Origin of the sequence: Mucilaginibacter sp. Mucisp86 (assembly GCF_047324315.1) — a bacterium.
In the GTDB taxonomy this organism is placed as follows: domain Bacteria; phylum Bacteroidota; class Bacteroidia; order Sphingobacteriales; family Sphingobacteriaceae; genus Mucilaginibacter.
This window is the reverse complement of the sequence record NZ_CP168503.1, coordinates 5,247,176-5,269,151: the sequence shown is the minus strand read 5'-3', so window position 1 is coordinate 5,269,151 and position 21,976 is coordinate 5,247,176. Positions and strand designations below refer to the sequence as shown.

Below are 21,976 nucleotides of genomic sequence, written 5' to 3'. Positions count from 1 at the left end.
AATAAGAAAGCGATGAAACAGATTTTTAAAAAATACAGAGAGCTTTTTTTACTTGCTTTGCTTGTTGTAAGTATCGGTGGATGTAAAAAAGATGATTCTTTGAGTGTTCCTAACAAAGCATTTTTAACTGATGTAGCTACATTCAGTTCCCAAAGTAACGCGGACCTTTTTGTAAACGACATCTATAATCAGCTGCCTGACGTCAATAACGAATATCAGGCCTTAGATCAATATGCCGATAATAGTTTTTGCGGGGCAGCCTGGGAAAACGGACAGGCAACGGTAAGGGGCGGTTCCATCGGGCCAAGCAACGTACCCACCGGCCCTTCCGGTATGTGGGATTGGGAAGGCAATTATACCAAAATACGTAAATGTAATGTATTTCTGCAGCAGGCAGCATTAAATAAAGCCAAGTATACCGACGACTGGTACAAACAGCGTGTTGCAGAGGTTACTTTTCTGAGAGCTTACTTTTATTCAATATTATTTACAAGTTATGGCGGTGTCCCTATTATAACTGTGCCACTTGATAATCGCAACGGTAGCGACATTTTTACTGCCCGTGCCACAATTGACGAAACAGTTGCCTTTATTGAAGCTGATTGTGATGCCGCTGCTGCTGTGTTGCCCACAAAAGCAGCACAAACCGGAAGAGCTACGAAAGGTGCAGCATTAACCCTTAAAGGATGGGTTGAACTTTTTGCTGCCAGCCCGCTGGTGAACACTGCCAGTGATGCAGGAAAATGGAGTAAGGCTGCCGCCACCAATAAATCAGTAATGGATATGGGCACTTACAGCTTGTTCAATACTTCTGCAACCTCCTATGCCGACCAGTTCCTGTCGGCAAACAACTGGAATGTTGAAACCATTTTTGCCCGCGGCTATGCTACCGGCCCCGCTAAGGGCAGTCACCGCGAAGGTTACCTGGGGCCTGTTTATGTAAACGGCGTTCAGCAGTCGTGGGGCAACCTTGCTCCTACACAAGGCCTTGTCGATGATTACTCCATGGATAATGGTTTGCCTATTACCGATGCCGCATCAGGATACAATCCTCAGGCGCCTTATGTACACCGCGAGCAGCGTTTCTATCAGTCTATTTTATTTGATGGGGCTCCATGGCAGGGCGATATTTTTAAATCGCGCATTGGTGGCAGTAACCAGATTGACCTTGGCTCCACAAGCGATATTTCCAATACCGGTTACAATGCCCGTAAAACACTGGATGAAAGTATCACCGGGCAAACCAGTATCAACCTGGCGCCAAGTTTTGCCAATTACATCATTTTCCGTTATGCCGAGGTATTATTGAGTTATGCCGAAGCGCAAAATGAAGCCGTAGGACCGGATGCATCAGTTTATGATGCCGTTAATAAGGTAAGGGCGCGCTCGGCATTACCGGCTGTAACACCGGGCCTAACAAAAGATCAAATGCGGGTATACATTCATCGTGAGCGCCGTATTGAGCTGGCTTTTGAAGATAAGCGATGGTTTGATATCCGAAGATGGCTGATAACCACAGGGCCAAACGGCGTGCTCACCTCGCCGGAATATGGTATGAAGATCGAAGCTAACGGCTCTGGATTTACTTATACCCCGGTTAAAATTTTCACAAACACCTTCTTCGAGCGGCAAAACTGGATGCCTATTCCGCAAACCGAAATCGATAAAAACAAAAAACTGGTCCAAAATCCAGGCTATTAAAAATTGATACATGGATTTAACATAACCCTGGGCATTGCCCGGGGTTATGTATTTAAAGAGGATTTCATATTCTTCATTCGTCGTTAATCCGAGTACAATATATTCTGATTACATTGCAACTAATCTAACAATCGCCTTTTAAACATTCATGAGTAATAAACCCAAGAGCTACTGCTCTGCAAAAAATCGTAAAGTTGTAATTATTGGTTTTATTGTTTTGATTATAGGCACTTTAGTGGTTTACTCACTATGGCATATCTCTGAAAATAACCAGGATAATGCCGGCCATGAACTAAGTACTGACTATCCAACTGCAACATTGCAAAGTATTGCCAGGGGGAAGGTCTTATCACAACAATACTGCCGCTCGTGCCATATGCTGCCCGATCCGGCCCTGCTTAACAGGTTTAAGTGGAAAAATGTATTTCCGCAAATGGGGTTACGCATGGGCATCAAATCTCACCGGGGCGAATCATACGTAGGAACAATCAAGGGCGACGATTTAATAGTGCCCGGCAAGCCGGTATTAAATGAGGAGCAATGGCAGGATATCATTGATTATTACATGAACACGGCCCCCATTGCCTTACCTGCACAAAACAGGCCTTTTGCCATTAAACGCGGACTCCCTTTTTTTAGCATCCAAAAGCCCAAGCAATCATTTGAGGGCAAACAGGTACTGGGCTGCTATGTAAAAATAGACAACAGCGTTAAACCAGCCCGCATCTTTGTGGCCAACGGGCAAACGAAAAAGCTTTATCTGCTATCAGCCCAGTTAAACGTTATCGATTCAGTATCAACAACCGGACCAGTGGTTGATATACTTTTTGATCATGGTAATACCATGGTTTGTACCATAGGTAACGAGTTGGGCGCAAACAGCGATAAACTGGGAACTATAACGCAACTGACAATTACCGCCGAAGGTAAAATGCAATTAGCTGCCCGCCCTGTTTTTGATAAACTTGGTCGCCCGGTTCAAATACTGGCAGCCGACTTAAATAACGACGGCAAAATCGACTATGTTATTTGTGAGTTTGGAAGTATAACAGGTGAACTTTGCTGGATGGAAAACCTTGGGAATGGTACTTTCACCAAACATGTAATAAGTACTTTACCTGGGGCTATAAAAGCATATATTGATTACCAGGACAACAGACTGCCCGGCTTGTATGTACTTTTTGCACAGGGGGAAGAAGGCATTTTTCATTTCGAAAATAAAGGAGGTGGTAAATTTGAAGCAAAGGAAATTTTAAGATTCCCTCCTATTTACGGGTCATCTTATTTTGAAATGGTTGATATGAATCATGACGGTTATAAAGACATTGTTTATACCTGCGGCGATAACGGAAATGCCACACTGGTGCTAAAACCCTACCATGGCGTTTACATTTTTTTGAACGACGGAAAAGGCAACTACAAACAGCAATATTTTTACCCCATAAACGGGTGTTATAAAGCAATTGCCAAAGATTTTGATGCCGATGGCAATATTGATATCGCAACCATTAGTCTTTTCACCGATGCGAGGCAACCGGAAGAAGGTTTCGTATATCTAAAAAATACCGGAAACTTAAATTTTATGCCCTATGCTTTCCCTGTCGATACCAAATTTGAACGCGCGGTAACCCTTGATGCCGGTGATATAAACGGAGATCAAAAACCCGATCTGCTTATCGGAAATGCCTTTTTTGATTTCGGCCCTTTCAAATACAATATCAGCGAGCCACTTTTTTATGTTTTGAAAAACATATCGAAGTAAAAAAGTTTGTAGAAATACAGGCTTCTTTTTTAATTAGATACAGATTACATGCGTATTTACTATTTCAAAACCGCCGGCAAAATATAATCGCGCATCATTTTATCAACCTGTGGGTGTGCGTATGGTGTGTTGTAGGCCTCGGCAGTTATGATAACTACCAGCGGCTGATCGGTAAAAACAAAGATCTTGTTGCCGCCATTGCCCGAGCAATAATAGGTTTCGTAAGCTTTGTTGTTTACTGTATAGGTTTTATTCCAAAACAGGTAACCATAATAGCCCTCTCCCACAACATCTTTAGGTAAGCTGAGGTGTTTGGTAAATGACTCTCTTACCCAGCTTTGCGGCAATACCTGCTTACCATTCCACACACCGCCATTTTTATATAGCTGACCAAACCTGGCATAATCAAGCGAGCGCATTTGCAGCCCCCCGGCCGTATTAGGTACGTTTTGCGGGGTATATTGCCATCGGTAATTACTTATGCCCAACGGTTTAAAAAGTTTATTGGCCGAGTATTTATCTAACCCGTCCGGTACAGATTTATTTAGGATATCCCCTAATGCCACTACGCCTGCTGTAAAATAATTCCACTGTTTGCCTGCAATTTTGCCGCTATCTGTTTTAAGATCGAGCGTAAACTTTACCCAATCATCTGTAGGATACATGTTTTCCTCATTCCCCGGTGAATCGCTTTTGTTATCATCCGCATCAAAAACCGAGCTCATGGTAAGCAGGCTTTTCAGCGTTACATTATCTTTTTGAGGCGAGTAATTACTGAACTTTTTAAGGTCATAAAACTCTTTTAAGGTTTGATCAACACTTTTAATGTATCCATCATGAATAGCAATACCCATCATGGCCGAAGCAAATGTTTTACCCACCGAGCGCGGATTATGCAGCGAATCACGGGCACTGCCATTAAAATATTCCTCAATGAGCAGCTTGCCATTCTTGATTACCACCACGCTGGTGATTTGCTTAAACCTGTTACCGGCAATAAGGGCATTCATCTCCATGATCTTCTTTTTATCAAAAGCCTCATTTGATAACGGCCAGCCACTACCAGGCTTTATGGGCTGTAGTTGAGCATCCTTTGGATCAATTGCCGGAACAGTAAAACTTATTTCGCCTTTTGCTATCAACTCACCAACTTTCAAATCGGGCACGGCAACATACGGCCGTACTTCTATTTTAAGTTGATGTTTCCCTGTTGTAAGTGCGTCGTCTCCGCCATGGTTTATAAACCTTCCCCATAAAAAACGCCCCCATGAATCTTCACCCCGGTTACTGATGAGTGGCACAAAAATGGAAGTCTTTGTATTTTTCACCTGAGGCAGGTTGGCTCCTTTGTGCAGATTTTCCTGGTAAACCTGCTTGCCATCTACATAAAAAGTAAACTGAAAATTCCCCTGGTTCAACTGCTCAACACTTGCTGACGGCTGTAAACTATGCTGATAATTGGTTAATGAATTGGCCAGCAAAAGCCGCATATATAAATTATTGGCAGGCTTAGCTTCGTAGCCTGTTAACAAATCTGTTTGTTGCAGCTTTTCAAGCGGGATCGTATCCGCCTCAAAAACCACTTTACCCATGTTGTTTTTTTGTAAAGTCGAGGCAATAGGCTCAGGTTCGATAATATTACCTGCCTGCGCAAATATTTTACAGGTCGTTATAAGTATAATGATGATTATGAGTAAATAACGTTTCATTTTTATTTGTTTAGATATTACAAATCTGCTTCAATCAACATATATAAAATAGAACAGGATTAACATGCTCTCAATAAAAGCTTGCGGTATGCCGATGGATTGCTTCCGCTAAATTGTTTAAAACAGCGCAAAAAATGGCTTTGATCGGCAAATCCACAGGCAAAGGCTATAGCTGTTAACGACAATTCATCATCTGCCAGCAACGCAAACGACCTTTCAACCCTGAGCTTGCGTATATATTCGCCTATAGTACAATGGGAATATTTTGAAAAATCGCGGGATAAATGAACCGGGTGAAGCCGCAACACTTCCGAAAGTTCGGCAAGCGTATGCTTGTGGGCCGGATCATCGACCAGTAGTTCCTTTAGTCTGTTAACCCATGCGGGTACCTGTCGCAATAAACCTTCATTACTCAACTGCATTTTATGAAGCGTTTGCAGCAGTAACGACTCTACAGCTATTGCGGTCAGCTCGTCACCGATCTTTGATTCTTTGAAGATACGGTATAAAAGAAATTTAACGTCCGGGGCATGAACGGCAAAGCTGCCTTCCAGCTTATCCTGTTTTAGCTCCAACGCATCAAACCAGTGCTTTTGTAACTCGATATGAAAGCCCCGGGTAAAACCTTGGGGTTTAATATTATAATGCGGGTCATGCCAGTTATGGAATAATAAACTGCCTGCCGGGCAATGATAAACTTCCTTTTTATTACCCTCAATAACATTACCGGCCAGTATAAAAGTGAAGTAGGCATTTTCATGGTAATGCCAGTCTACCTTATCAAGAGTATATTCGGTATCGGTTATGGTGATACCGTGTAAATGGGTTATTTGATTGGTTTGCCCGTAAAAGCTGCCTGTTTGTAGTTGTTTCACGGCGAAGATTACTGCATCATTAAACAAATAATAAACGCTATAACTCTCCCTTCAGGGGGGCGATGGGCTTACACCTCCTCTACCCTGCGGTCTACAGTTTGAACGTTGGTGTTAACGTAATCGTTCTCTATCAAACCATCGCGCATACGTACTATGCGGTGGGCGTGCAAGGCAATATCTTCTTCGTGCGTTACCAGGATAATGGTATTGCCTTTGGCGTGAATATCTTCAATAAGGCCCATGATCTCGATAGAAGTTTTAGTATCAAGGTTACCGGTAGGCTCATCGGCCAGGATAATGGATGGATCATTGATCAGCGCCCTTGCTACAGCAACACGCTGCCTTTGCCCGCCTGAAAGTTCATTGGGCTTATGATCCATACGATGGCCAAGACCTACGTTCTTCAATGCATTGCCGGCACGTTCCATCCGTTTTTCTTTGTTAACACCAGCATAGATCAACGGTAAGGCCACGTTATCCAGGGCAGTATTACGAGGCAACAGATTAAAAGTTTGGAATACGAAACCGATCTCCGAATTACGCACTTCGGCAAGCTGGCTATCGGTCATGTGGCTTACGTCTATCCCGTTAAGGATGTATTGCCCTTTGGTTGGGGTATCCAAACAGCCTAAAATATTCATAAGGGTTGACTTGCCCGAGCCAGAAGGGCCCATCAAAGCAACAAACTCGCCTTTGTTAATGGACAGCGAAACAGATTTAAGCGCGTGGATCACCTCGGCACCTATTACGTATTTACGCCCAATATCTTTTATAGTAATTAACGGTTTGGCAGTATTTGTTGGCTCCATGAATTATTTTTTATTTGGACTGCACAAGGGTGCCTAATGTTACAGTGGTTTTTATTTTTAGTGTTGATAGTCCGATGTCCGTAAGTCCGATGTCCGCAAGTTTTCAGTCTAACTTACTACCTTCTTAACTTTCGGACTTCTCCGACTTACCGACTTTCGGACTTTCCCGACTTTCGGACTAAAAACTTATTTCTCAATAACCTTGGCTACTAAAAAGTAGTCATCGTCATGCTTAGGAGCATTTTCCAAAGCTTCTTCGTGGGTAATTTGTTGTTTAACCACATCCTCACGCAGCACGTTGGCCCCGGTGGTCATATAAACCAGCGGTTCAACACCCGTGGTATCCACCTCATTTAGTTTGGCCATAAAATCAAGTATCTTGCTCATATCTTTCATGGTATCCTGTACTTCGGTCTCGGTAAGTTCAAGGCGGGCCAGGTGGGCTACTTTTTCAACGGTTTCTTTATCAATGGTCATGCCTGTTGTAATTTTTATATTATAGTAGGGTAACCCTCATCGCGCAAAGCGTCGGCATCATTTAATTTATAAAGGCCGTTCAAATGGGTTTATGTACAAATATATTACAAATTCCCGGTCTGTTGTTATATAATTGACTAAGCGAAGGTAGGAACAGGGTTCCCAAGCTTTAAATCCCGGTCCATAATCCTAAACACTTCGTCGCGTAATGCATCTGCATCGTCAATACTCAGGTGGGCGGTTTCAATAGGCTTATGGACCTTAAATTTAGAAATCCCTGGCCTGCTGCCGTGCTTAATGCCGGTATCCCAAAGTATCTGCCAGGTATTTGCCGACACTACCGGGATGATAGGTATTTTAAGTTCAATAGCCAGCCTGAAGGGGCCATTTTTAAACGGGCAAAGCTGGGGCGGATAGTTATCGGAAATCCCCCCCTCGGGAAATATGATAAGCGACACGCCCTCCTGTAATTTTTCGGATGCTTTTTTAAATGCCCGGAATGATGACATCTTGCTATCCCGGTTAACAGGGATATCCACCGTACGGAAAAAAAGCCCGGTTACGAGGCCTTCCTCAAGCTCCTGCTTACCCATAAAACAGCAATTACTTTTCACCAGGATACACATTGCCGAAATATCAAGATTGGAGCTGTGATTGGGGCAAATGATATAAGGCTTACTCCAGTCAATCGGCTGTTCATATTCAAAACGGTAAAAAATCCCTACAAAGGCCGAACTAACTAACCCCCAGAACCTTCTGAATGAATTGAGGGTTTGATAACGCTCAGGTTTGCGTGAAAAATAATAGAAAAAAGGCCATAATATAAGATAGCCCATGGCCACGCTTACAACGTAAAGATATACATGCACTTTTCTCAATATCATTTTCATCATCACCAAAAATAGAAAAATTCCTTACTTTCGCCACACTATGGAGACTGTTGTTAGTGGTATCCGATCGACCGGAAACTTACACTTAGGAAATTATTACGGAGCGTTGCAAAACTTTATAAAAATGCAGCATGAATACAACTGCTTTTTCTTTATTGCCGACCTCCACTCGTTAACTACACACCCCACACCTGCCAACTTGCATGGCAATGTAAAACAGGTGCTGATAGAATATCTGGCCGCGGGTATCGACCCTGAAAAGGCTACTATTTATGTACAATCAGATGTACCGGAGGTTACCGAGCTATACCTGTACCTGAACATGAACGCTTATCTGGGCGAACTGGAACGGGCAACATCCTTTAAAGACAAGGTACGCGCCAACCCCGAAAACGTTAACGCAGGCTTGCTTACCTACCCGGTATTAATGGCTGCCGATATCATTATACACAAAGCCGTAAAAGTGCCCGTAGGTAAAGATCAGGAGCAACACCTTGAAATGGCCCGCACTTTTGGTAACCGTTTCAACAGGCTTTATAATCACGATTATTTCCCTGAGCCTTTTGCTTTTAGCTTTGGCGAAAGTTTGGTAAAGATCCCGGGCTTAGACGGCAAAGGAAAAATGGGCAAATCGGAAGGCGAAGGCAATGCCATATTTTTGGGTGATACTCCGGAAGCCATCCGTAAAAAAGTAATGCGTGCGGTAACAGACAGCGGCCCAACGGTTGAAAACCAGCAAAAACCACAGGAGATCCAAAACCTGTTCGATTTGATGAAAGTAGTATCAACGCCCGATACCGTTGCCCACTTTGACGAACTATATAATAAAATGGCTATCCGCTATGGCGATCTGAAAAAACAGCTTGCCGAAGATATGGTACTGGCAACCGCCCCTATCCGCGACCGGATCAATGCCATTGCCAATGATGCCGATTACCTGCGCAAAGTAGCCGAAATGGGGGCAGAAAAAGCCCGCGAAAGCGCATCAAAAACAATAAGAGAGGTTAGAGAGATCATCGGCTTCAGGAAATTTTAACTAGCGGGTAGTTGATAGTTCATAGTTCATAGTGTATATTAGTCGGAGTTTCATTTCAAAATAGCAGGAGTGCTTCGTCAAAAACATCAGCTATGAACCATGAACTATAACCCATGAACTAAAAAGTATGCACTTAGCTATTGTAGGAAATATTGGCGCCGGAAAAACTACCCTTACCGAGATGCTGACCAAAAATTACGGGTGGGACCCATTGTATGAAGCTGTAGATAACAACCCTTATTTAGAGGATTTTTACAGCGATATGAAACGCTGGAGCTTTAACCTGCAGATCTACTTCCTGAATAGCCGTTACCGCCAGATCATCGATATCCAGAAGAGCGGGCACAATATCATTCAAGACCGTACCATTTATGAGGATGCTTATATTTTTGCAGAAAACCTGCATGATATGGGTTTGATGACCACGCGCGATTACGAAAACTACGAATCAATTTTTCAGAATATAACCGAGTTTATTAAACCACCCGACCTGTTGGTTTATTTAAAAGCATCGGTACCTACCCTGGTAAGCAATATCCAGCGCCGCGGCCGTGAATACGAAATAGGCATCCGTTTAGATTATCTTTCAAAACTGAACGAGAAATATGATAAATGGATCAACAATTATAAATTGGGTAAACTGCTGATCCTGGATAAGGACAATCTTGATTTTGCGAACAATACCGAGGATATGGCTACCATCGTAAACCTGATTGAACGGGAGATTAACGGGTTGTTTTAAAGGCACAAAATGAAAATCTTAGGCATCATACCCGCCCGCTACGCGTCTTCACGTTTTCCCGGTAAACCGCTGGTTGATATCGGCGGTAAAACTATGATCCAACGTGTGTACGAGCAGGCAAAAAAATGCTTGAGCCTGAGCGAAGTTATTGTAGCCACCGATGACGACCGGATCTTTAACCATGTAAACGATTTTGGCGGCGTTGCTGTAATGACGGGCTCCAACCACCAAAGCGGCACCGACCGTTGTGCAGAGGTAGCCAGCCTGCATCCGGGCTATGATGTGATCATCAATATCCAGGGCGATGAACCATTCATTGACCCCGAACAGATCACAAAACTAACCGCCTGTTTTAATGACCCTGATACACAATTGGCCACCCTTGTAAAAAGAATCCAGACCGAGCAGGAACTCCATAATACCAACTCACCTAAAGTGGTGATCAATAAACTATCTGAAGCTATTTATTTTTCACGAGCCACTCTGCCCCATATCCGCGGCCAGGAGCCCGAAAACTGGCTGGAGTTTCATACCTTTTTTAAACACATTGGCATTTACGGTTATCGCGCAGATGTATTGCAGGAAGTTACCAAACTGCCGGTGTCCCCGCTTGAAAAGGCCGAAAGCCTGGAGCAATTGCGCTGGATAGACAACGGCTACCGCATTAAAGTTGCTGAAACCGAACTGGAAACTCATGCCGTTGATGTTCCTGAAGACCTGGAAAAACTAAAGTTTGATATATAGTTTTTACTGTTCAATATCAAACTCCCTAAATTTTAACGAACCGCTTCCTGCGCTTACAACCTTACCGTAACTCTTTCGTATAAGTCGTAAACAAACAATATTAACGGCTGCTAAACTATTGAAACATAGCTCTACTATTAAAAATCAAGTTTATTTACCATAACAACAATGCGTTTGATACTTTCGTGTTTTAACTAATTATTGCTTTGTAATTCATTAACTTCATGTATAGCATAGCAGTGTTATTAACCTGAAACCATTAACCTGAAACCACAATGAGGATAAGGCAACATCACTTTGTACACAATGGGTGGGTAAACTACTTTGCCGATCCTAATTTTAATGCTGAAAAATGTCAGCTGGTGCTTGCTTTTGGTGCGCCGCAGTTAATTACAGTTCCCGAAATTTACGATTACCTTAAAGCGGGCTATCCAAATGCCAATATTGTATTCGCCTCCACATCGGGTGAAATCATGGGCAGTGATGTATATGACGACAGCATTGTTGTTACCGCAGTTGAGTTGGAAAAATCATCCATTGCCTGTACCGCTACACATGTAAACGAACAGCCCAACAGCGCCGAGACCGGTGCTTTTCTGATGTCGCAGTTGGATAAACAAGGGTTAAATTGCGTATTCATCATATCCGACGGAACTTTTATAAACGGTAGCGAACTGGTTGATGGTTTTAACCGCGATAACCCCGGTAAGGTTCCCGTTAGCGGTGGTTTGGCCGGCGACGCAGCTCGGTTTAGCAGCACGTTTACAAGCCTCAATGCGATTCCTGCACAAGGTAATGTAATAGCCATTGGCTTTTATGGTGATAACCTGCACATCAGCCACGGTTCAAGCGGGGGCTGGGAGGAGTTTGGGCCTCAGCGAACCATAACCCGATCGGATAAAAATGTACTTTTTGAGATAGACGGTAAGAGTGCACTGGATCTTTACAAAGAATATTTGGGCGAATATGCTAAAGAACTACCCGGTTCGGCACTGCTGTTCCCGTTATCCTTAACTATTGAGGGCTCTGATAAAAAACTGGTACGAACTATATTGAGCGTTAACGAGGATGAAAAATCAATGACTTTTGCAGGCAACCTGCCCGAAGGCAGTAAAGTACGCCTGATGAAAGCCAATTTTGACAAACTGATCAGCGCCTCCTCATCGGCAGCAACCGATACCATAACCGGCCCCGAGCAGGCTGATCTGGCGATATTGATTAGCTGTGTAGGCCGTAAATTGGTACTTAATGAGCGAACAGACGAAGAATTAATGGCGGCTAAGCATATTTTCGGGAATAAAACATCTATGGCTGGCTTTTATTCGTACGGAGAATTATCCCCCCTTAATAAAGGGTCGAATTGCGAGTTGCACAACCAAACCATGACTATCACAACCATTACCGAGCGCTGATCTATGGAGTACCATCACTTATTGGATAAACAGATAAAAAAATTGCTCCCCGCACAATACCTGGAAGATGGCGCTATTTTGCAGTTTTTGGGTGCAGTTAACAATAGTTTCAAAAACTTTGAAAAGTCGATAAAACTGGCAGATCATGCCTTTAATGTAAGCGAACGTGAATATGTAACGGTTACTGATAACCTGAGGTTACAAAACGAAATCAAACAGCGCTCCATCTCTCAACTGAAGGAAGCTATCAGGGCGCTTAATCCTGATGTTGAGCTAAACATCTCCGACTCGGACGATGATCTCATCCATATCATCAGCTTTTTGCATGAGCGGATAGCAAAAGCCAAAGAACTGGAAGTTGCCCTCATCCATTCAAAAGAACTTGCCGAAAAAGCTGCTATGGCCAAAGCGCAGTTCCTGAGTATCATGAGCCACGAAATCCGTACGCCGATGAACGCGGTTATTGGCTTTACTCACCTGCTTATCCATCAGGATCCCAAGCCCGAACAAAGGGAATTTCTGAACTTCCTGAAGTTTTCGGCCGAAAACCTTTTGGTGCTCATCAATGATATATTGGATTTCAGCAAGATAGAGGCCGGCGGCGTTGAGTTTGAAAGTGTTGACTTTAGTCTCACCGATCTGATCAAAAACATACGCCTTGCCCTGCTGCAAAAGGCAAACGAAAAAAATATCCAGATAAAACTAATGATGGATCAGGACTTGCCTAATGCAATCATTGGCGATCCTGTGCGTTTAGGCCAGATCCTCACAAACCTGATGAGCAATGCTGTTAAGTTTACGCACAAAGGCAAGGTAACCGTAACCGCTTCCTTGGCAGGCAACACAGCTGATTCATCAACCATTGATTTTGAAATAGCCGATACCGGCATAGGTATCACACCCGATAAAATTGACCATATTTTTGAAAGTTTTAGCCAGGCAAGCTCAGATACCACACGTAAATATGGCGGCACCGGCTTGGGCTTAACCATCACCAAACGCCTGTTGCAACTGCTTGGCAGCGATATTACTGTCGAAAGCGAATATGGTAAAGGCTCGGTATTTAACTTCAGTCTTACTTTTAAAAACAGTAAAAGACAATTAAGCAGTACGGCCGATGGCGATGAATTTTACCGCTTAAAAAGCCTTAAAGGTACTCGACTGTTAATTGCTGAAGATAACCAGATCAACGTGATACTGGCAAAACAATTCATGAAACAATGGGAAGTTGAATGTGACGTGGCCGAAAACGGCGAGATTGCTTTAATGCTGGTGCAAACCCATGATTATGATATGGTTTTAATGGACCTGCAAATGCCCGAAATGGATGGCTACCAGGCTACCCGCGCCATACGTGAGCTCCCCGGCGATAAGTACAAAAAGCTGCCCATTATAGCCCTTACCGCATCAGCCATGCTTGATATCCAAGATATGGCCTTTACCGTAGGTATGAATGATTATGTGAGCAAACCTTTCAACCCAAATGAACTGCACCGTAAAATAGATATGTACAGCAGGCAAAAGGAAAGTGCATAGCATCGCTTTTCTTTTGAGCATCCTAGTTGTAAACGGACAACTAACTTACTCTTTAAAAGAAACTTACAAACAAAACACATTAACAGTTTCCTTTTTTGAAAAACAGATACGCCGAAGCGTGAAAATTTTCGTACTTTTGTATCCCGTACAGAAACAATTGGTCGCGGTATAAAAGCCCGGTCATTTTCAAAAAAAATCATGACTAAATATATTTTTGTTACGGGCGGTGTTACCTCATCGTTAGGAAAAGGTATAATCTCTGCTTCTTTAGCCAAACTCCTTCAATCGCGCGGTTACCGCGTAACCATCCAAAAGTTTGATCCCTATATCAATATCGATCCGGGAACCCTTAACCCTTATGAGCACGGCGAATGCTATGTTACCGAAGACGGCGCAGAAACCGATCTTGACCTTGGTCACTATGAGCGCTTTTTGAATACCCCTACTTCAAAAGCTAATAACATCACTACCGGTCGTATTTACCAAAATGTGATTAACAAAGAACGTGAAGGTGCTTTTTTAGGAAAAACTGTACAGGTAGTACCTCACATTACCGACGAAATTAAAAGAAACTTCCGCATCCTGGGCGAAAACGGCGAATATGACATCGTGATCACCGAGCTTGGTGGTACTGTAGGCGATATTGAATCGTTACCATATATCGAGGCTGTTAGGCAATTCCGCTGGGAAATTGGCTCCAACAACTCTTTGGTTATCCACCTTACGCTGGTGCCATTCCTTGCAGCAGCAGGCGAATTGAAAACCAAACCTACCCAGCACTCGGTAAAAATGCTATTGGAATACGGTATCCAACCGGATGTATTGGTTTGCCGTACCGAGCATCACTTAACTAACGATATTCGTAAAAAAATAGCCCAATTCTGTAACGTAAACATCAACGCAGTTATTGAATCAATTGATGCGCCAAGTATTTACGACGTGCCTTTGCTGATGCTGAAAGAACAGCTTGATAAAACCGTACTGACCAAGTTAAAGCTTCCGCACAAAAACGAACCAAGCCTCGAAAACTGGAAAGATTTTCTTGGTCGCCTTAAAAACCCAACTGCCGATGTACGTATTGCTTTGGTTGGTAAATATGTAGAGCTTCCTGATGCTTATAAATCAATCACCGAAGCATTTATCCACGCAGGTGCCAAACAGGAATGCAAAGTACGCATTGAATATATCCCATCTGAACAGTTAACTCCTGAAAACGCTGTTGAAAAACTGAAAGGCATGCATGGCGTATTGGTTGCTCCGGGTTTTGGTGAACGTGGTTTTGAAGGAAAGATCCAGGCTATCCGTCATGTGCGCGAAAATAATATTCCGTTCTTTGGGATCTGTTTAGGTATGCAATGCGCCGTGGTGGAATTTGGTCGCCATGTATTAGGCCTTGAGGATGCTAACAGTACCGAAATGAACCCTGAAACACCGCACCCGGTTATCGGCATGATGGAAGATCAGAAAAACATCACCCTGAAAGGTGGCACCATGCGTTTGGGCGCTTATCCTTGCGATATTAAAAAAGGTACTAAAGCTGCTGCCATTTATGGGAAAAACCATATTTCGGAAAGGCACCGCCACCGTTATGAGTTTAATAATGACTATCTTAAACAATATGAGGCTGCTGGCCTTACCCCATCTGGCATAAATCCTGACAATGGTCTGGTGGAGATTGTTGAGTTAAAAAACCACCCGTTTTTTGTTGGTTCGCAATTTCATCCCGAATTAAAATCAACAGTTGCTAATCCGCACCCACTTTTTATTAACTTTGTCGCCGCTTCGCTGGCTTATGCCCGCAAAAAATAAGTAATTGTACGATAATTAGATAATGGATAAAAATACGTTTACAGGATTATTCCTGATCATGGCGATCATTGCCGGCTCGATATACTTTTTAAAGCCATCGGAAGCCGACCTTAAAAAAGAGCGCGCAGTACAGCATCAGGATTCGCTGAAAAAAGCTGGTGTAGCCGCTGCCGCCGCTGCAAAAACCGCAGCTAAATTTGATACTGCCAAAACAGCCAAAATTGATTCGGCTTTATTGAAAATGCCTTTCGGCGCCGCTTCTGTTGGCAAAGAAGAGTTTGTTACTATTGAAAATAAAGAACTGCTTATTAAATTAAGCACCCAGGGAGGTAAAGTTGCCTCAGTTGAATTAAAAAACTACAAAACTTTTGATAAAAAGCCTTTGGTACTTTTTAGTGGCGACAATAACCAGTTTGGGTTAAAGTTTGCCGCCGGGGTTGCCAATATCAACACCAACAATTACTATTTTACACCAAGTGCAAAAGCGCTTACCGTAGCCGAAAAAGATTCAGGTTCGGTGACTATGCGTTTAAGCTACAGCCCAACCCAGTATATTGATTATATATACAGTTTAAAAGGCGATGGCTTTAAACTTGGCTTAACCATTAAGCCTACCGGCCTTGATGCTGTAATTGCCAACAGCAGTACCTATAACCTGAACTGGGCAGCCAGCCTGCACAAACAGGAAAAGGACATGAAACAGGAGCGCCAGTACTCTACAGTATACTACTACAATACTGACGGCGATGTTGATTACCTGAGCGAAGCTAAAGACGATCAGAAAAATATCAGCGATAAAAAAATGGCCTGGGTTGGTTTCAAACAGCACTTCTTTTCAAATGTGCTGATCGCGAAAAACACCATAGCCAAAACAGATATTGCCGTTGCTACCGATGTTAATGATACTACTGATGTAAAACAAATGAAGGCCGATCTGTCGCTTACACGCGCTGCAGATGGTTCTTTACCTTTGGAGTTTTACTTCGGCCCGAACCGTTTTAATACCTTAAAAGATCAGGGTCATGACCTTGACAAAATGGTTAACCTGGGTTGGGGACCGTTAAAGTACATCAACCGTTTTGCGGTATTGCCGGTATTTAACTTCCTTAACAAGTTTAACTGGAACTATGGTTTAATTATCCTGGTATTAACTGTATTGTTGAAACTGGTGTTGTCGCCGCTTACTTACAAATCATACCTTTCTATGGCCAAAATGCGCGTGCTGAAGCCAGAAATGGATGAGATCAAAGCTAAAGTTGGTGAGGATAACCCTACTTTGTTACAGCAAGAATACCTGAAACTGTACAAAAAAGCAGGCGTTAACCCATTGGGTGGTTGTTTACCATTGCTGATTCAGATGCCAATTGTTATCGCGTTCTTCCGCTTTTTCCCAAGTTTATTTGAGCTAAGGGGCGAAAGTTTCCTGTGGATGCATGACCTTTCAACTTATGATTCGGTTATCAAGTTTGCTCCTGTAGCTTTCCTTGGCGGCGTTAACCACGTTAGCTTAATGTGTTTGCTGATGACCATCTCAACGTTGATCTATACTTATTTCAACAACCAGATCTCGGGTGCTACAGGACAGATGAAATATATAGGTTACATCACTCCTATTGTATTCCTGTTTACGCTTAACAGCTACCCTGCAGGTTTGAACTACTACTACTTCCTGGCCAACATGTTCACCTTCTTACAACAATACCTGATCAAATTCATGGTTGATGATAAGAAGATCCATGCCCAGATCCAGGAAAACAAAAAGAAACCTGAAGATACCAAAAAGAAAAAATCAGGTTTTAGCGCTAAAATGGAAGAAATGATGCGCCAGCAACAACAGATTCAGGCTAACAAGAATAAGAAGTCTTAAGTTTTTAGTCTTTAGTCGGAAGTCCGCAGTCGGAAAGTCCGGAAGATATTTAAGCCCCTGGGAAAATTTCCCAGGGGCTTTTTGTTTATTAGTTTCTGTTTTTATAAGTTGGATCGATCGATTTCTCCCCAACAAAAAACTTTCGGACTTCCGGACTGCGGACTTTCCGACTTTTTTAAATCCAACTAAAATAATTAGCAAAATTATATTACATTTGAAATAATGTATGCAATTGTCGATATAGAAACCACCGGGGGACATGCCAGCGCAAATGGCATTACCGAGATAGCCATATGCATACATGACGGTAAAAAAGTAGTGAAACGGTTTGAAACGCTTGTAAACCCACAGCGTGACATCCCTATCTATATCAGCGCCTTAACCGGCATTACCAATGAAATGGTAAAGGATGCCCCTCCTTTTGAAGACGTGGCAGCCGATATTTATCATCTCATTCACGGCAAGATCTTCGTTGCCCATAACGTAAACTTCGATTTCTCTTTTGTCAGGTACCATCTTGCCGCCGCGGGGTATGATCTGCAAACCAATAAACTGTGTACCGTGAGGCTTGGTCGCAAAATAATGCCTGGATTGCCATCATACAGCCTGGGCAAATTATGTAAACATTTGGGTATTGATAACCAAAGCCGCCACCGCGCTATGGGTGATGCCGAAGCTACGGCCGAACTGTTTACACTGTTACTAAACAGCGATACGGACGGGCATATTAAACAATCTCTCAAACTGGGTTCAAAAGACCAGCTATTGCCACCCAACCTGTCAAAAAAGGATATCGACCAGCTACCATATACACCAGGCGTATATTACTTTCATGATCAAAAAGGCAAGGTAATATATGTAGGTAAAGCCAAAAACGTTAAAAAACGGGTAAGCAGCCATTTTACAGGCAATAATCCTGGTTTTCAGCGACAGGAGTTTTTGCGCAATATCCACCAGATAACCTACCAGGTTTGTGGCACCGAACTCATAGCCTTTGTATTGGAGGCCATCGAAATCAAACGCCTTTGGCCAAAATACAACCGTTCGTTAAAGCGTTTCGAAAACGCGTTCTGTCTTTACGCTTTTGAAGACCAGCGCGGCTACATTCGCCTGGCGGTGGATAAATATCGTAAATACAGCGATCCGATATATACCTACAATTCCCTGCTTGACGGATATAACCTGCTCAATAAACTGATAGAAGCATTTGAACTGTGCCCTAAGCTTTGCTTTATACAAAAAAACAATGAGCCATGTACCGGCGCAGCCGGAAACGCATGCGCCTGCGAAGGCGTTGAGCCTATCGATAGCTATAACAAAAAAGTAAATAATGCCATCGATCAGCTCAAGCAGGCATTGCCTACTTATGCCATCAGGGATGAAGGTCGCACGGGCGATGAGCATAGCTGTATTTTAGTTGAGAAAGGCCAGTTTTATGGCATGGGCTATATCTCTCATTACTTTGATGCCAATAATGTGCAGCAACTCAAAAGCTATCTTACGCCCTATCCCGGGAATGATTATATCAAAAATATTGTAGCCACTTACGCTTCTAAGTATCCGGACAGGATGGTGGTATTTGGGTAGGCAGCCAATGTTCTCTTTTAATGGCGCAAGTCTTGTGTGGTGGCCCCTGGAGGGGGTGACTTGTGACCAAGCCATGCTAATGCCTCTGTAAAGTTCGCGATTGCTTCGTACCTTATAATGACGTGATCGTAAGTTGTTGATTATTAAATATTTTTTTCAAATTGATTTTATAACATAGGCGTTGCCTGCGGCCCGGGCTTTCCGTTACAAGTCCTCGCCTTTCCTGCCCTCACTCCCTACACACGCTGCTGGCTTTACACTGCAGTCCCTAACGCGGCCTCCGCACAACTCCCTAAAATATATTTTGCACGTCATCACGATTTTTTCCAGGGTCTCTCTGGTGGTTACTCGCAATGACGTAACGGAAATGCATCGGGGCGCCATATATCACTTCTAAATAAATAATTATCTATTAAGTTAACAAATCCCACACAATTGAGTTTTTGATTGGTTACTCTTATATCATTTACCAACAAAAACTTAAAAATGGATAGCATCAATCAACAACAGCCTGAAGACAACATGCAGGACCTGAATGGCCGGGAAGCCCTGATTAAAATCAAGGAACTGGTCGAAAGTGCAAAGAGCTGCTTCTTTGTAAGTAATATTAAAACCGGCGTGCCGGCTTCTGTACGGCCAATGTCGGCACAGCAAATTGACGATGAAGGTAATTTCTGGTTCCTGAGCGCTAATGACAGTCATAAAAATGATGAGTTAACTAAAGATCCGTTTGTTCACCTGCTTTTCCAGGGATCGGGATACTCTGACTTTTTGAACCTTTATGGTATCGCTACCATTATCGAAGACAAGGAAAAAATCAAAGAGCTATGGGAACCGACATTAAAAGTATGGTTTACTAAAGGCATTGATGATCCGCGTATCAGCGTAATCAAAGTTGAGCCTACCGAGGGGTATTATTGGGACAATAAACATGGCAATGCAATAGCATTCGTAAAACGACTTGCAGGAGCAGCCATAGGCAAAACCATTGATGATTCGGTAGAAGGAAAATTGACTATCTGAAATCAGAATGTCTGAACCCGAATTTGTTGAATTTCATGAATTAAAGAATTTGAAAAGGCTTGAGTAATTAATTTCAAGCCTTTTCAAATTTCGTTTAAACTTATCAAAAAGGTCCCCCTTTAGGGGGCTGGGGGGCTAAATATTTATCAAACCATTCGATATACCGCTGCAACCTGTCAATCTGGTAACTGGGCACAGTGATACCATGATATTGACCGGGATAAAGTACCAATTGTGTTGGTACACCTTGCGACCGCAGTGCTTCATACATTTGTTCTCCTCCACCGGTCGGCACGTTAAAATCCTTTAAGCCCGACATGAATTGGGTTGGCGTTTTTATTTTATCGGCGTGGAAAAAAGGATAAGATAATTTGATGTACTTATCAGCATTCTTCCATGGAGCCCCTAATTCATTGTCGTACTGCATTACCCATTGATCAGATCCGTAAATAGCTAGCTGCAATGCGCTGCCCGCCCCACTTGAAGCTGCTTTAAAGCGGGTATCAGTCGCTATAGTATAATCAGTAAGGATGCCGCCGTAGCTCCAACCACCAATACCAAGGCGATCTTTATCGGCTATGCCAAGTTTAACCAGTTCATCTACTGCTCCGAGCAGGTCTTTAACTTCTTTATTGCCCCAATCGGCATAAATGGCTTTGGTAAATTCTATACCGCGCCCGGTACTGCCACGGTAATTTACAGCAGCTACAGCATACCCGGCACAAGCAAGCGTTTGCCTGATCTCATCAAACTCAAACTCATCCTGATCGGTAGGGCCACCATGGATGTAAAGAATAAATGGCATTTTTTTGGTAACCACGCTATCCGGCATATATAAAATGCCGGATACCAAAGTACCATCGTTACTAAACGACTGGAAACCTTTCACATAAGCCAGCTTAACCTCGCTCAGCCATTTTTCCTGGTGAAAAGTTAAACGGCGGACCTTGCCATTTTCAATAGCTACCAATTCGTTAGGCATATATGGTGTGGTCATCCGCCCTACCCATATTCCTAATGAATGGCCTGCTATATCAGAAAAGCTACATTCATTTCCCTTATAAACCAATACCGATTTGCGGAGAAGCAAATTATACCTGATGATATAACGGATCCTGTCGCTGCTCACTACATATTCAAGGTCTTTACCGTCCTTGCTCCAGGCAATATTGCTAACAGGCCTGTCCAGCTGATCAGTTAACGGGCGATTATTTTTTCCGTCGGCATCCATCAGGAATAAAACATCATGCTGGTAAATAAAATAATCAGCATCGCTTGTTGAACGGAGATAGGCAATACGCTTACCGTCCGGGCTCCAAACGGGATTAATATCATGACCGGTAAAGGTAGTAAGCTGTTTAGGTTCAGCACCCGGTTTAGCTTCTATTGTAAAAATATCTGTATTTTCATTTCTGTCGGGGTCGGCAGTGTGGTTGCTTACATAGGCAATAGTTTTCCCGTCGGGGCTCCATTGTGGCGAGCCGTCGTCCATTCTGCCACAGGTGAGGGTATCCAGCTTTTTTGAGCCCACATCATACAGGTATAAGTGCGAATGCAAATGCTGCAGGTACCCTTCAATATCCTGTTTAAAATGATAGCGGTCTATTTTGATAGGTGGCGTAGTTTTGGGTGCTTCTTTTCCCTTGTTTTCCGGGTCTTTTATAATTAATGCCAGTTTCTTACTATCCGGCGACCAAACATATTCTTCAATCTCACCTTTAATATCGGTGAGCTTATGCCCCTCTCCTCCACGCCTGTCCATCAGCCAAATCTGGCCACCATTTTTCGAGTCCTTTTCAGACAGGTAAGAAATAAACTTACCGTCCGGTGTCCACTTGGGGGTAGAGGCGGGCTCATCGCCATAAGTAAGCTGAATGGACTGCTTGCCATCGAAGCTTTGCATCCATAAGTGAGATATGCGCTTATCCTTAGCCGTATCCACTTCAGATAGTTCGTAAACCAACCATTTACCGTCGGGAGATAACTGAGGAGCCATC

17 protein-coding genes are annotated in these 21,976 nt (G+C 43.1%); 11 read left to right on the top strand and 6 right to left on the bottom strand.

Features of this window, described 5'->3' with window-relative positions; genetic code table 11:
- Positions 1-12: 12 nt before the first annotated feature.
- Together ACEN9X_RS22215 and ACEN9X_RS22210 are read left to right on the top strand one after the other, a co-directional pair.
- Positions 13-1,701, top strand: a complete 1,689-nt coding sequence (locus ACEN9X_RS22215; protein ID WP_413667211.1) for a RagB/SusD family nutrient uptake outer membrane protein — start codon at positions 13-15, stop codon at positions 1,699-1,701.
- Between the two features lie 148 nt (positions 1,702-1,849).
- The gene (locus ACEN9X_RS22210) at positions 1,850-3,463 is read left to right on the top strand and encodes an FG-GAP repeat domain-containing protein (protein WP_413667210.1); all 1,614 of its coding nucleotides are present in this window, start codon (positions 1,850-1,852) and stop codon (positions 3,461-3,463) included.
- A gap of 59 nt (positions 3,464-3,522) precedes the next feature.
- Here ACEN9X_RS22210 and ACEN9X_RS22205 read toward each other — a convergent pair whose 3' ends face one another.
- From ACEN9X_RS22205 to ACEN9X_RS22185, 5 genes are all read right to left on the bottom strand, one after another.
- A complete protein-coding gene (locus tag ACEN9X_RS22205) occupies positions 3,523-5,172 on the bottom strand; it encodes a serine hydrolase domain-containing protein (protein WP_413667209.1) in 1,650 nt (549 codons plus the stop codon).
- A 59-nt stretch (positions 5,173-5,231) separates the two neighbouring features.
- Positions 5,232-6,047: a helix-turn-helix domain-containing protein gene (locus ACEN9X_RS22200; RefSeq protein ID WP_413667208.1), complete on the bottom strand. Its 816-nt coding sequence runs from the start codon at positions 6,045-6,047 to the stop codon at positions 5,232-5,234.
- A 68-nt stretch (positions 6,048-6,115) separates the two neighbouring features.
- A complete protein-coding gene (locus ACEN9X_RS22195) occupies positions 6,116-6,856 on the bottom strand; it encodes an ABC transporter ATP-binding protein (protein ID WP_413667207.1) in 741 nt (246 codons plus the stop codon).
- Between the two features lie 186 nt (positions 6,857-7,042).
- A complete protein-coding gene (gene gatC / locus ACEN9X_RS22190) occupies positions 7,043-7,333 on the bottom strand; it encodes an Asp-tRNA(Asn)/Glu-tRNA(Gln) amidotransferase subunit GatC (protein ID WP_121227576.1) in 291 nt (96 codons plus the stop codon).
- Between the two features lie 137 nt (positions 7,334-7,470).
- A complete protein-coding gene (locus tag ACEN9X_RS22185) occupies positions 7,471-8,226 on the bottom strand; it encodes a lysophospholipid acyltransferase family protein (RefSeq protein ID WP_413667206.1) in 756 nt (251 codons plus the stop codon).
- A gap of 37 nt (positions 8,227-8,263) precedes the next feature.
- On the opposite strand from ACEN9X_RS22185, the gene trpS reads away from it, so the two are divergent.
- The 9 genes from trpS (at position 8,264) to ACEN9X_RS22140 (ending at position 19,979) form a co-directional block, all read left to right on the top strand.
- On the top strand, positions 8,264-9,259 hold the full coding sequence (gene trpS, locus ACEN9X_RS22180) for a tryptophan--tRNA ligase (protein WP_091211325.1): 996 nt from the start codon (positions 8,264-8,266) through the stop codon (positions 9,257-9,259).
- Between the two features lie 127 nt (positions 9,260-9,386).
- Positions 9,387-10,001 carry a deoxynucleoside kinase gene (locus ACEN9X_RS22175; RefSeq protein WP_090524476.1) on the top strand — a complete coding sequence of 205 codons (615 nt, stop codon included), beginning with the start codon at positions 9,387-9,389 and terminating at the stop codon, positions 9,999-10,001.
- 9 nt (positions 10,002-10,010) lie between these two features.
- Positions 10,011-10,745 (top strand): 3-deoxy-manno-octulosonate cytidylyltransferase, encoded by a 735-nt coding sequence (gene kdsB / locus ACEN9X_RS22170; RefSeq protein WP_413667205.1) that lies wholly within the window; start codon positions 10,011-10,013, stop codon positions 10,743-10,745.
- Between the two features lie 275 nt (positions 10,746-11,020).
- Entirely contained in the window at positions 11,021-12,157 is a 1,137-nt protein-coding gene (locus ACEN9X_RS22165) for an FIST signal transduction protein (protein WP_413667204.1), read from the top strand.
- A gap of 3 nt (positions 12,158-12,160) precedes the next feature.
- Positions 12,161-13,693, top strand: coding sequence for an ATP-binding protein (locus tag ACEN9X_RS22160; RefSeq protein WP_413667203.1), 1,533 nt, complete (start codon positions 12,161-12,163; stop codon positions 13,691-13,693).
- 198 nt (positions 13,694-13,891) lie between these two features.
- Positions 13,892-15,502 carry a CTP synthase gene (locus ACEN9X_RS22155; RefSeq protein WP_413667202.1) on the top strand — a complete coding sequence of 537 codons (1,611 nt, stop codon included), beginning with the start codon at positions 13,892-13,894 and terminating at the stop codon, positions 15,500-15,502.
- A 22-nt stretch (positions 15,503-15,524) separates the two neighbouring features.
- Positions 15,525-17,369 carry a membrane protein insertase YidC gene (gene yidC / locus ACEN9X_RS22150; RefSeq protein ID WP_413667201.1) on the top strand — a complete coding sequence of 615 codons (1,845 nt, stop codon included), beginning with the start codon at positions 15,525-15,527 and terminating at the stop codon, positions 17,367-17,369.
- Between the two features lie 222 nt (positions 17,370-17,591).
- Positions 17,592-18,956, top strand: coding sequence for an exonuclease domain-containing protein (locus ACEN9X_RS22145; RefSeq protein ID WP_413667200.1), 1,365 nt, complete (start codon positions 17,592-17,594; stop codon positions 18,954-18,956).
- 486 nt (positions 18,957-19,442) lie between these two features.
- Complete coding sequence (locus ACEN9X_RS22140) at positions 19,443-19,979, top strand: pyridoxamine 5'-phosphate oxidase family protein (protein ID WP_413667199.1); 537 nt, start codon at positions 19,443-19,445, stop codon at positions 19,977-19,979.
- 103 nt (positions 19,980-20,082) lie between these two features.
- Here the strand turns inward: ACEN9X_RS22140 and ACEN9X_RS22135 are convergent, their stop codons facing one another.
- Positions 20,083-21,975 carry a prolyl oligopeptidase family serine peptidase gene (locus ACEN9X_RS22135; protein ID WP_413667198.1) on the bottom strand — a complete coding sequence of 631 codons (1,893 nt, stop codon included), beginning with the start codon at positions 21,973-21,975 and terminating at the stop codon, positions 20,083-20,085.
- Position 21,976 lies beyond the last annotated feature (1 nt).